Raw genomic sequence first — 11119 nt, 5'->3', positions numbered from 1 at the left:
TAAAAGGCCGTCTGAAAGTTCCGTGGTTTGCTTTCAGGCGGCCTATCAATCAACATTAACGATCCCTCAAACTTGGGCAGGTGGTTGCGCTTCGTCGTCTGAGCTTTCGCGTCCAATCGGTTTGGTAAAACGGCTGAACCAAATACCCGCTTCATACAGAATAATCAGCGGTATGGCGAGCAGAATCTGCGAAATCACATCAGGCGGCGTGATGATGGCGGCAATCACAAACGCGCCGACAATCACATAAGGGCGCGCGAGTTTGAGTTGCACCGTATCGACAATGCCCATGCGCGCCGATAAGACCACCACCACCGGCACCTCAAACGTGGTGCCGAAAGCCACAAACATGCCGAGAATAAACGATAAATATTTGTCGATGTCGGTCGCCATATTGACGCCGGCAGGCGTCACGCTGGCCAGAAATTGGAAAATCACCGGAAACACCAAGTAATAGGCAAAGGCCATGCCGACAAAAAACAGGATAAAGCTCGACAACACCAAGGGCGTAATCAAACGTTTTTCATTTTGATACAGTGCCGGTGCGACAAATGCCCAAACCTGGTACAGCGTATGCGGCAGCGATACCAAAAAAGCCGCCATCAAGGTAACTTTCACCGGCACGAAAAACGGTGCAATCACATCAGTAGCAATCATACTGGTGTCTTTAGGTAAGCTGGCCATCAGCGGCTGAGCGACAAACGAATACAGGGTTTGCGAAAACGGCATCAGCGCTAAAAAACAGACCAACAGGCCGATGATGATCCACATCAGGCGGCGGCGCAGCTCAAGCAGGTGCTCGATTAAAGGCTGGGTCGTAGGTTCGGATGGTTGGATGGGCGTATCAGACACCGTTTACTCACTTTTTACGGACACGAAGTTTCGGTTTGGCTCGGAATTTCGGACGCATATCGCGTTTACGCTGCATGCTCTGCTTGCGCAGAGTGGCGGTGTGCATGCCAAGGGAATAGGTAGGCGTGGTTTCGACATAGCTGACTTCCGGCGCTTGATATGACGTGTTGGCCGAAGTCAGGTAATCGCGCCATAATTGTTCGGCATCATATGCTTCGTCGTTTTGCACGGCTTGCGCAATGTCAGTTGCAGGAGGGGCAATCGGCTGGCCGTTTTCGTCCAGAATCTCGACCGATCCGGCGTTTGGATTTGCTTTGTCATCTTTAATTTCGGGCAGCAAAATGCCGTTTTCATCAACTTTGAAATCGTTAGGTACACGTTGTTCAGGCAGTCGCTCCCAAGGCTTGAGGCCGTCTGAAATGCTATTCAGACTGCTTTGGGCTTCGTTGCCGACTTCCTTTATTTCATTGCGTAATTGATCCGCTGCCGATTCAAATTCCTGCTTGGCCTTGCGCAGCTCTTCCAGCTCGACTTGCACGCTGAGTTCTTGCTTGACGTTGCTGACCAAACGCTGCAGTTTGCCGACCAATTGGCCGGCCGTGCGCGCAGCTTTGGGCAGACGTTCTGGCCCCAGCACAATCAGCGCAATGACGCCGATCAGCAGGAGTTCGCTTAAACCGAAATCAAACATGGATTAGACTTTGTCTTCTTCTTTTTTGTGTTCGATGACTTCGTCTTTGGTGGCTTTTTCGTCGCCTTCGTTCAGGCCTTTTTTAAAGTCGTGCACCGCGCCGCCCAAGTCTTTGCCGACATTGCGTAATTTTTTAGTGCCAAACACCAAAACCACGATGACCAATACGATGATCCAGTGCCAGATAGAAAAGCTGCCCATGGTAAATTCCTTTGATTTTTTAAATGGTTAAATTCGGTAGTGTCGATAATCAGGCCGGTGTGCCCATGATGTGGATGTGCAGGTGGAACACTTCCTGTCCGCCGTCTTTGCCGGTGTTGATTAAGGTTTTGAAGCCGTTGGTCAAGCCCGCTTCTTGTGCGATTTGCGGCACTTTCAGCATCATTTTGCCCAGTAGCGTTTCATGCTCGGCTTGGGCATGTGCCAACGAGTCGAAATGCACTTTGGGAATCAGCAGCAGATGCACGGGGGCCGACGGGTTGATGTCTTTGAAGCACAACATATCGGCATCTTCATAGACGCTGGCGGAGGGGATTTGCTTATCCACGATTTTACAGAAAATGCAGTCGCTCACGGTGTCACTCCAATATGGCCGCCTGGGCTTTCAGACGGCATGAAATCGAATAGGGCTGATTGTAATACAGTTTCAGTGGTCTGTGCGAGCGGCTTTTTCCACCAATCCCGACAAACCTTGACGGCGCGCAAGTTCGGCAATCACATCTTCGACACGCAAACCGTGGTGCGCCAGCAAAACCATGCTGTGAAACCACAAATCGGCGGTTTCGTAAATCAAGTGTTCCGCTTCGCCGTCTTTCGAGGCCATCAACACTTCGCCTGCTTCTTCGATGACTTTTTTCAGGATTTTTCTTCGCCTTTGTGCAAAAGCTGGGCGACATAAGATTCTTCCGGGTTTTGCCCTTTGCGCGAGTCAATCACACTTTGAATTTCGCTTAATACATTATTGCTCATAAGGATTCCGTTTGCTGGGAAAAGGGGGCTGTCTGAATTTTTTCAGACGGCCTGAAAAGCTTCAAGCGTCTGTGGCATGAGATTAAGCATGTCCGCGGCCGTAAATCTCGTTTTCATCTTTTAATACGTCATCAACGGTTTGCCATTGAACGCCGTCCCATTTTTGGTAGAAACAGCTTTCGCGGCCGGTATGGCAGGCAATGCCGCCGTGTTGTTCAATCAGCATCACAATCGCATCGCCGTCGCAATCCAAACGCAGCTCGTGTACTTTTTGCGTATGGCCGGATTCTTCGCCCTTCATCCATTGTTTTTGACGGCTGCGGCTGTAATAGTGGGCAAAACCGGTTTCGGCGGTTTTGGCGACCGCTTCGGCATTCATCCACGCCACCATCAACACGCGGCCGCTTTGCCAATCTTGCGCGATGGCGCACACCAAGCCTTTTTTATCGAATTTGACGGCGGAAAGTAGGGTTACAGTGTTCATGTCGGAATGTCCTGACAGGCCGTCTGAAAGTGGATAGTAGTCGTTTCGAATAAAATCATCCGGCGTGGTCAGTTTCCTTATGTACCGGGTGTACACGGCGGTCGCTGTCGCCTTGTCTTATTTCTATTTGAAACGGCCATAAGTTTTCAGACGGCCTGAAAAATTATTTCAAAAAGGCAGACACTACGGCGGCCAAGGTCATGGCAAACAGGATTTTGCGCAGGGTTTCGGGTTGCAGCTTGATGGCGGTTTTCACACCCAAACGTGCGCCTAAGGCACTGGATAAGGCCAGCACCAAACCCACGTCCCACATCACTTGGCCGCGTGCCACGAAAATTACCAGGGCCACGGCGGTGAAGCCCAAAGTGCAGCAGACTTTTAACGCATTGGCGCGTACCAAATCGTATTTCAGCAAACCGGCCAGTGCGGGCAGCAGCAAAAAGCCTGCCGCTGCTTGCACAAAGCCGCCATACATGCCGACTAGAAACAAAGCGTAACGCGAATTGGGCTTGTCGGCAACCCGAATCGGCTGCGTACCCGGCTCGTGCAGCAGCAGGCCGGGTTTGAACGCTACGACCGCCGCTACGCCAAGCATGGTCAGCAATAACAGGGGCTTTAACACATCCACGGGCGCAAAAGAAGCAAACAATGCACCGGCCACGCCGCCGAACATCATCGGTACCATAATGCCGCGCAAATCTTGGGTAGGCAGCTTGCCCGCTTTATGGAAGCCGCAGGTGCCGGAGACGGATTGCAGCAACACGCCAACGCGGTTGGTACCGTTGGCGACATCGGCCGGCACACCGAATACCATCAACACCGGCAAAATCAGGTTTGAACCACCGCCCGCCATCATATTGATGATGCCGGCGATAATGCCTAAAAAGCCGATGAGCAGATATTGCCCTAAGGTAAAATCGAGTTCCATAAGCGTGGTGTGTGTTTTAGGTTTCAGACGGCATGGAATAAAGGATTAAATGTTTACTTTAGTGAGAGCGCATTCAAACGGCTTGTCGGCAATATATCAGCAGGCCGTCTGAAATGATTACAACCGCACTTCAATCCCTGCTGCCTGCATGGCCAGTTTGGCTTCGTGAATGCTGACTTCGCCGAAGTGGAAAATACTTGCTGCCAACACGGCATCGGCTTTGCCTTCTTTCACGCCGTCGATTAAGTGTTGCATATTGCCCACCCCGCCGGAAGCGATTACGGGGATATCGACTGCTTCGGAAATGGCGCGGTTCAGCGGCAGGTTGAAGCCGATTTTGGTGCCGTCCCTATCCATGCTGGTAAGCAGGATTTCGCCGGCGCCGCGTTTCTGCATTTCCACCGCCCATTCTACTGCGTCCAGACCGGTTGGTTTGCGGCCGCCGTGGGTGAAAATTTCCCAGCGTGTGTTTTCAGGATTGACCGCTTTGGCATCGATGGCCACCACAATCGCTTGCGAGCCGAAAAAGCCGCTGGCTTCGTTGACCAAATCAGGATTGGTCACGGCGGCGGTGTTGATGCTGGCTTTGTCGGCACCGGCATTGAGCAGGCGGCGCACATCGGCCACTGAGCGCACGCCGCCGCCGACGGTGAGCGGAATGAATACTTGCGATGCCACTTCTTCAATCACATGCAAAATGGTGTCGCGGTTGTCGGAAGAAGCGGTGATGTCGAGAAAGGTCAGCTCGTCGGCACCTTCGTCGTTATAGCGTTTGGCGACGTCAATCGGGTTGCCTGCATCGCGCAGGCCGAGAAAGTTGACGCCTTTGACCACGCGACCGTTATCTACGTCTAAACAGGGGATAATGCGTTTTGCCAATGCCATTGAAAGGATTTCCATCAATAAAAAGCGGTTGCGGTGTGTGCAACAGGTTTGAGGCCGTCTGAAAGAGTCAGGCGGCCTAGGTCTAACTCAGCCAGCCGCTGACCCAGTCGGGCAGATATTGCAGCAATTGAAAATAACCGATGCCCGCAGCGGCGGCCATGAGCATGGTGCTCATAAAGCTGGTGCTGAAACGGTTGACGATGATGAAAACAACGGCGATATACACCCATAATGCGCCGTTGAGCGCCACCCAATGACCGTCAATTTCCGGTATGGCAAAAGCGGTCAGTTGGCGCATGATGACGGCCAAAATGGTAAACCACAGACTTTCGGTCAGCGGATAAATGTCGCGGTCGGCAGACCAAATCAACCAAAAGCCTAAGACGAATGCTTCCAGCATGTGTAACCCCTTAATGATTGAATAAAACCGCTTTGCCTGTTGGTTTTATATCGTGGCAAAGCAATCAAGCGTGGTAGGGCGCAGTAAAATGAAACGCAGGCGCACCCTATAAAATATGGTTTGAAACAGATTAGGCCAACGAATCGGCCAGCTTTTGTGCTTCGGCAAAATCAATGCTGCCTTCGTAAATTGCACGGCCGGTAATCGCACCGGCCACGCCGCTTTTTTCGACCGCGCACAGGGCGCGGATGTCGTTCAAATCGGTCAGGCCGCCGGAGGCAATCACGGGAATCTTAATCGATTCGGCCAGCTTGACGGTGGCATCAATGTTCACGCCGCTCATCATGCCGTCGCGGCCGATGTCGGTGTAGATGATGCTGTTGACACCGTCGTCTTCAAATTGTTTGGCCAAATCAATGACATGATGTTCGGTCACGGTTGCCCAGCCGTCAATCGCCACCATACCTTCTTTGGCATCCAAGCCGACGATGATTTGGCCGGGAAAGGCTTTGCAGGCTTCGCGCACGAACTCGGGTTTTTCACGGCAGCGGTGCCGATGATGACGTCGGTCAGACCCAAATCCAGATATTTTTCGATGGTGGCCAAATCACGGATGCCGCCGCCCAATTGCACGGGAATGTGTTGCGCCACGGCGGCCAGGATTTCTTTAATCGCAGGGAAGTTCTTCGGTTCGCCCGCAAATGCGCCGTTCAAATCCACCAAATGCAGACGGCGCGCGCCTTGCTTGAACCAGTGTTCGGCAGTTTGCGCCGGCGTATCGGAAAATACGGTTGCCTGATCCATCAAGCCTTGCTTCAGACGCACGCATTGACCGTCTTTTAAATCGATTGCAGGGATAAGTAACATAATTTTTCCAAAGTAGGTTTCAGACGGCCTGATGATAGGCTTTCTGAAAAACAGAATCATGATGTGCAAATCATTTTACACAATTTAGCGAATTTTAGCACGATTCAGGCGTCTTCGATACGCTTTGTTTCGTGCCGGATCTTTATGGCTGCCAGTTTAAGAAATTGCGCAACAGCAGCAAGCCGCCGTCATGGCTTTTTTCGGTGTGGAATTGGGTGGCAAACACATTATCTTGGCCGACAATGCAGGCAAATTCTTCCGGATATTCGCTGGTACCCAATACGATGTCGCTGTTTTGCGGCGCGAAGTAGTAGCTGTGTACAAAGTAAAAGCGCGTGTTTTGCGCGATGTCGGCAAACAGCGGATGGCTTTGGGTTTGGCGCACCGCATTCCAGCCCATGTGCGGCACTTTCAATTTGCCGCCGTTGGCATCGTGGCGGTTGGCGGCAAAGCGCTTCACGTCACCGGCAAACCAGCCCAAACCGGCGGTGTCGCCTTCTTCACTGTGGTTGAACAATAATTGTGCGCCGACGCAAATGCCGAAGAACGGCTTGTTTTTCAGGCTGTCTGAAACCGCTTCGCCCAAGCCGCTTTGCTGCAACGCGCCCATGCAGTCGGGCATGGCACCTTGGCCGGGGAAAATGATTTTGTCGGCGGCAAACACTTCGTCCGGCTTGTCGGTCAGAAAAATATCGGCCTGCAAGCCGGCCAATTTTTGCGCGGCCTGTACGGATTTCAGCACCGAGTGCAAATTACCCATGCCGTAATCGACAACAGCTACTTTCATGTTGATCCTTTTAATGTGCAAATCATTGTAGTGGACGGTATTGTAACAAAAAATCCGCGTGCTTTTGTTGACAATTTAAAACAAACTAACAAAAGGCCGTCTGAAAGGGGAAATTATTTCAGACGGCCTATTTTGTTATCATTTGCGGTTGGATAACACCAACCCGCAGGCAATCAGTACAATGCCGATGAGATGGTAAGCGTGCAGCTTTTCGCTTAAAAATAACACCGCCAGCAACACGCCGAAGGCCGGAATCAAATGCACCGACAAACCCGTGCGTACCGGCCCGACTTTTTCCACCGCCATTGTATAAAGCAGATAAGCCGCCACCGAGGGCAGCAAGCCGACATAGGCTAAGGCGAGCAAGGCGGCAGGGCTGAACACAATCTCTGCGCCTGAAGCCGTTTCCCACAGCCACAATGGCATTAAAGCGACTAAGCCGATGATGATTTGCACCGCCATCAAGCCTATGCGGTTGATTTCGGCGGGCAGCGTTTTCATCCACAAGGTATAAAGCGCCCAGCAAATCATTGCCGCAAACACAATCAAATCACCCGAATTAAACTGCATGGCCAATAAGTTGTCCCATTCCCCATGAAGAATAATGCTCAATACGCCCGACATCGACAGCACCAAGCCGCCAATCTGCGCCGGCAGCAGCGTCTGGCGGTAAAACAACACACCGAAAAACATAATCAGCACCGGAATGCAGGAATTGAGCAGCAGCGCATTGGTGGTGGTCGTGTGGTGCAAGCCCATATAAACCAAGGTGTTGAACGACGCCACTCCCGCCAGCGATACCGCCACGATTTTGGCTGGATATTGTTTGTATAAAGGCAAATCGCGGCGCATGTGTTGCCACGCAAAAGGCAGAATCACCGCCAGCGCAATTGCCCAGCGGCCAAACGACAAATTTAAAGGGGAATATCGCCACGCACCGCACGTCCGACCACGAAATTGCCCGCCCAAAACAGCGGCGGCAACACCAACAGCGGCACCGTCGACCAAAAAGAAGCATTCGGTTTCATCACAAGCGGCCAAAGAAAAAAGACAGCAGATTTTAACACAGGCCGTCTGAAAGGTTCAGACGGCCTGTGAACTGTGCAAACCCCGGATTTGAATACAGTTCTCAGTTAGAGCCACGCAGAAAGCGCAGGCATTATCTTGATAGTCAAAATTTCGAGAAGCACATAACGAAGAATTGTGCAAAAGGCGGAGATTTTGAAAAAGCCTCAGCCTTAGCGCATATTTATGGCAGCCATGATTTTATTCAATTATAAAAAGATACACGTGTGAATGCTGATTCGGTAAGCGTTTGCCTTATCCACCTGCTTGAAAATAAACTTTATTCATCAAGGCCGTCTGAAAAAGCATTGATAATTTTTCAGACAGCCTTATCTGCTTATATATATCGAAACAACCACACCCAATCAGGAACGATTATGCTCAAACTCTCCATGCTCAACCTTGTGCCTTTGCGCGAAGGCCAAACCCCAAAACAGGCTATCCAATCGATGGTGACGCTGGCGCAGACCGCCGAGCGTTTGGGTTATGAACGCTATTGGATTGCCGAACACCACAATATGCCCAATTTGCTCAGTTCCGCTACACAATTGCTGGTCGGTCATACTTTGGCCAACACGCAGACCATCCGCGTCGGCACCGGCGGCGTGATGCTGCCCAACCACAGCCCGCTGGCCGTGGCTGAGCAATACGGCACTTTGGCCACCATATACGGCGACCGCATCGATTTAGGTGTCGGCCGTGCGCCGGGCACCGATCCGCGCACCGCCTTGGCCTTGCGCCGCAACGCGCAAGACGTGTCGATGAATTTTCCGCACGACATCCAAACCATCCAACGCTATTTCGGCAGCGCAGACGAGCAGGGTTACGTCAAAGCCTATTTGGCGATGGATAAAAACGTGCCTCTTTATATTCTCGGCTCCAGCACCGAAAGCGCCTATCTCGCCACCGGACTCGGTATGCCGTATGTGTTCGCCGGCCACTTTGCCCCACGCATGATGGAAATGGCGGTGCAAATCTACCGCAACGGCTTCAAGCCGTCAAAATATCTCGACAAACCCGAAGTCATCATCTGCGTCAACATCATCGTTGCCGATACCGACGAGGAAGCGCATTTGCTGCACACCTCGCAACAACAGCAGTTTTTAGGCGTGGTCAGCGGCCAAATGAAACCGCTGCAACCGCCGGTAGCCGATATGTCGGCCGTGTGGAGCGACGACCAAGAATTTGCCGTGAAACAAATGCTGGGCGAAGACATCATCGGCAGCAAAGAGAGCGTGCGCAAACAACTGCTCAACCTGCAAGCGCGCGTCCAAGCCGATGAGATTATGGCTTTGAACTATATTTACGACGAAGCCAAACAGGCCGAATCGTTTGAAATGCTGAAAGAAATTGCCGATACGCTGTAAACTGTTGGTTGATAAAACAGGCCGTCTGAAACATCACTTTCAGACGGCCTGTTCATGCCAAACCATGGCGTTATTGCCGTAGGTACGGCTAAGCTTTGCCCAAGCAAAGCGTAACCGTGCGCACGCTTGCCGGGCTTGGCGCATGGTTACTTTAATCATTAACAGAATCATTAACAGACTACCGTACGGTTACGCCGCTTGGGGCGGCTGGCCGTATCTGCGGGTCTGGCTTTGGTCTATCACATCGGCAATATTTCGGCGCAATGAATAGGGGCGCGGTGCGGCACAGCCCAAGCGTATCAAAATTACAGGCGATGTATTAAGCGACAGGGCTTGTGCCATATTTTGTGCGACAGTGCGTTCTTCACAGGGCTGGTTGAGATAGCAATGGGCGAGGCCGTGTGCGGTGGCGGCAAGCAGGAAGCGTTGCAGGGTGCGCCCTAAGTTGATCCAATGCGTGACAGTTTGCTGTTCCAGAGTAAACAGGGCGAAATGGGAGGCTCGGTTTATTTGCCGTTGGCAAGACTTGTGCTGCGGTATTTCGCGCATGGCAAACGACATGGCGGTTTCGGCTATCCAACGCGGCACATTCGGCGCACCAAAGGCAGCGTAACTCAATCCGTCCCGTGTTTGGTCTTGGTGTTTTTTATTGTAGCGCAACCATGTTTTCAGCTCTTGTTTGAAGGCAGGGTTTCGCATTTGCAAGGTATTGGCCTGTAAGATGTATAGCAAATAAACTTATTTATCGATACACGCCTGAAACAGCCAATCCACATCCGCCATTCTCAGCCGATTCCCAACACCTTTAATCCAAGCCCGCTTTTTCTCTATCTGATTCAGATCGGGACTATAGGGCGGAAGCCATAACACGGTATGGCCTTTCTCCTTCAGAAGCGCTAAAGCATTCCCCTTATGAAACGCCGCATTATCCATCACCGCCACACTGTTTTGCGGCAGCTCCGGAATCAAAACCCGCTCCGACCAAGCATCAAATATCCGGCGGTCAATACTGCAATCAAACAGCCCGACGGCAAACAGTTTGCCGTGAAATAACGCTCCAACGGCATTGGTCTGATGATGCCCCTGCCAATCATGAAGCGCATAACAACGCCGGCTTTTTGGCGCATAAGCGTAAGGCCGGTAACAGGATTTTCCGAATTTGCTCCCATCTGAACAAACAACCGGACGGTTACGGCGGATGTAGCGGTGCAGTAACTTCAGGAAGTTTTTTCTGAGCCTTCTGCCGGCTTTCGGGTGGCGGTTGGTCTTTTTTTTGCAGCTGATGCCGTATCGCTTTAATGCTTTGTGTATGGCGGTATGGGAACAGCCAAAGCGTTGCGCTCTTTCACAGCAATAGGCATCAGGATAACGCCCGACATCTTCGAGCAGTGCCTGGGCGCTGATTTTGCGGGTTTTCCGTTGCTTTGGAGGGGCCTGGGGAGCCGGAGGGCGTCTCCAAAGTGTGATGGTGGAGAATGGCGGTGCCGGATTCTTTTGCGGTTCTGCGAATCGTCCATCCTTGACGGAGTTTTTTGAGTACGGGTTGTTTGAAGTCTTCTGAACAGGCCATGGGGGAATTGTATCGGAGAATATGTTTATTTGCTATATTTGGTTAAAAGAGATTTTTTTAATCTTTATTACAGTCGGACAAGCCGATGCCGTTACAAAACTGCCGGATGTGGATGCAGTTCAAGGCGTAGCAGCGCAGCGAGTGCAGACATATCACACGATAGGCATGCGAGCGAGCAGCATACAACGCAGAAATGCTCAAGCCGTCTGAAATTTTCAGACGGCTTGTTAGTAGGTTAGAGATTGATTCTAACT

General features: G+C 51.6%; 13 protein-coding genes and 3 pseudogenes. 1 reads left to right on the top strand and 15 read right to left on the bottom strand.

Features of this window, described 5'->3' with window-relative positions; genetic code table 11:
• Window positions 1-66 precede the first annotated feature (66 nt).
• From tatC to CGZ65_RS11025, 12 genes and pseudogenes are all read right to left on the bottom strand, one after another.
• Window positions 67-852 (bottom strand): twin-arginine translocase subunit TatC, encoded by a 786-nt coding sequence (gene tatC / locus CGZ65_RS11080; RefSeq protein ID WP_096295846.1) that lies wholly within the window; start codon window positions 850-852, stop codon window positions 67-69.
• Between the two features lie 7 nt (window positions 853-859).
• Window positions 860-1543, bottom strand: coding sequence for a Sec-independent protein translocase protein TatB (tatB, locus tag CGZ65_RS11075; RefSeq protein ID WP_096295845.1), 684 nt, complete (start codon window positions 1541-1543; stop codon window positions 860-862).
• Window positions 1544-1546: 3 nt separating this feature from the next.
• Window positions 1547-1744 (bottom strand): Sec-independent protein translocase subunit TatA, encoded by a 198-nt coding sequence (gene tatA, locus CGZ65_RS11070; RefSeq protein ID WP_096295844.1) that lies wholly within the window; start codon window positions 1742-1744, stop codon window positions 1547-1549.
• Between the two features lie 49 nt (window positions 1745-1793).
• The gene (locus CGZ65_RS11065; protein WP_096295843.1) at window positions 1794-2117 is read right to left on the bottom strand and encodes a histidine triad nucleotide-binding protein; all 324 of its coding nucleotides are present in this window, start codon (window positions 2115-2117) and stop codon (window positions 1794-1796) included.
• A gap of 72 nt (window positions 2118-2189) precedes the next feature.
• Window positions 2190-2512: pseudogene (locus CGZ65_RS11060) on the bottom strand (phosphoribosyl-ATP diphosphatase).
• 82 nt (window positions 2513-2594) lie between these two features.
• On the bottom strand, window positions 2595-2996 hold the full coding sequence (gene hisI, locus CGZ65_RS11055; protein WP_096295842.1) for a phosphoribosyl-AMP cyclohydrolase: 402 nt from the start codon (window positions 2994-2996) through the stop codon (window positions 2595-2597).
• Window positions 2997-3159: 163 nt separating this feature from the next.
• Window positions 3160-3924 (bottom strand): sulfite exporter TauE/SafE family protein, encoded by a 765-nt coding sequence (locus tag CGZ65_RS11050; protein WP_096295841.1) that lies wholly within the window; start codon window positions 3922-3924, stop codon window positions 3160-3162.
• Between the two features lie 117 nt (window positions 3925-4041).
• Complete coding sequence (gene hisF / locus CGZ65_RS11045) at window positions 4042-4809, bottom strand: imidazole glycerol phosphate synthase subunit HisF (protein ID WP_096295840.1); 768 nt, start codon at window positions 4807-4809, stop codon at window positions 4042-4044.
• An 82-nt stretch (window positions 4810-4891) separates the two neighbouring features.
• Entirely contained in the window at window positions 4892-5209 is a 318-nt protein-coding gene (locus CGZ65_RS11040; protein ID WP_096295839.1) for a multidrug transporter MatE, read from the bottom strand.
• A 130-nt stretch (window positions 5210-5339) separates the two neighbouring features.
• Window positions 5340-6076: pseudogene (gene hisA, locus CGZ65_RS11035) on the bottom strand (1-(5-phosphoribosyl)-5-[(5-phosphoribosylamino)methylideneamino]imidazole-4-carboxamide isomerase).
• A 142-nt stretch (window positions 6077-6218) separates the two neighbouring features.
• Window positions 6219-6863 (bottom strand): imidazole glycerol phosphate synthase subunit HisH, encoded by a 645-nt coding sequence (hisH, locus tag CGZ65_RS11030; protein WP_096295838.1) that lies wholly within the window; start codon window positions 6861-6863, stop codon window positions 6219-6221.
• 138 nt (window positions 6864-7001) lie between these two features.
• Window positions 7002-7775, bottom strand: coding sequence for a DMT family transporter (locus CGZ65_RS11025; protein WP_232507439.1), 774 nt, complete (start codon window positions 7773-7775; stop codon window positions 7002-7004).
• 530 nt (window positions 7776-8305) lie between these two features.
• Between CGZ65_RS11025 and CGZ65_RS11020 the strand changes: the two genes are divergently transcribed.
• Window positions 8306-9295: an LLM class flavin-dependent oxidoreductase gene (locus tag CGZ65_RS11020; RefSeq protein ID WP_096295837.1), complete on the top strand. Its 990-nt coding sequence runs from the start codon at window positions 8306-8308 to the stop codon at window positions 9293-9295.
• Window positions 9296-9484: 189 nt separating this feature from the next.
• Here CGZ65_RS11020 and CGZ65_RS11015 read toward each other — a convergent pair whose 3' ends face one another.
• From CGZ65_RS11015 to CGZ65_RS15265, 3 genes and pseudogenes are all read right to left on the bottom strand, one after another.
• Window positions 9485-9994, bottom strand: a complete 510-nt coding sequence (locus CGZ65_RS11015) for a nitroreductase family protein (RefSeq protein ID WP_157742782.1) — start codon at window positions 9992-9994, stop codon at window positions 9485-9487.
• Between the two features lie 39 nt (window positions 9995-10033).
• On the bottom strand, window positions 10034-10762 hold the full coding sequence (locus tag CGZ65_RS15270) for a transposase (RefSeq protein WP_415906986.1): 729 nt from the start codon (window positions 10760-10762) through the stop codon (window positions 10034-10036).
• 194 nt (window positions 10763-10956) lie between these two features.
• A pseudogene (locus CGZ65_RS15265) lies at window positions 10957-11084 on the bottom strand (lipoprotein signal peptidase).
• Between the last annotated feature and the right edge of the window lie 35 nt (window positions 11085-11119).

The sequence above is a fragment of the Neisseria weixii genome, from assembly GCF_002327085.1.
In the GTDB taxonomy this organism is placed as follows: domain Bacteria; phylum Pseudomonadota; class Gammaproteobacteria; order Burkholderiales; family Neisseriaceae; genus Neisseria; species Neisseria weixii.
This window is presented reverse-complemented; position numbering and strand designations above follow the sequence as displayed.

Excerpts from the sequence above, each read along its gene's own strand:
- CGZ65_RS11040 (WP_096295839.1), bottom strand. The coding sequence starts at position 5,209 with ATGCTGGAAGCATTCGTCTTAGGCTTTTGGTTGATTTGGTCTGCCGAC.
- CGZ65_RS11050 (WP_096295841.1), bottom strand. The coding sequence starts at position 3,924 with ATGGAACTCGATTTTACCTTAGGGCAATATCTGCTCATCGGCTTTTTA.
- hisI (WP_096295842.1), bottom strand. The coding sequence starts at position 2,996 with ATGAACACTGTAACCCTACTTTCCGCCGTCAAATTCGATAAAAAAGGC.
- tatB (WP_096295845.1), bottom strand. The coding sequence starts at position 1,543 with ATGTTTGATTTCGGTTTAAGCGAACTCCTGCTGATCGGCGTCATTGCG.
- hisH (WP_096295838.1), bottom strand. The coding sequence starts at position 6,863 with ATGAAAGTAGCTGTTGTCGATTACGGCATGGGTAATTTGCACTCGGTG.
- CGZ65_RS11020 (WP_096295837.1), top strand. The coding sequence starts at position 8,306 with ATGCTCAAACTCTCCATGCTCAACCTTGTGCCTTTGCGCGAAGGCCAA.
- CGZ65_RS11015 (WP_157742782.1), bottom strand. The coding sequence starts at position 9,994 with ATGCGAAACCCTGCCTTCAAACAAGAGCTGAAAACATGGTTGCGCTAC.
- hisF (WP_096295840.1), bottom strand. The coding sequence starts at position 4,809 with ATGGCATTGGCAAAACGCATTATCCCCTGTTTAGACGTAGATAACGGT.
- tatA (WP_096295844.1), bottom strand. The coding sequence starts at position 1,744 with ATGGGCAGCTTTTCTATCTGGCACTGGATCATCGTATTGGTCATCGTG.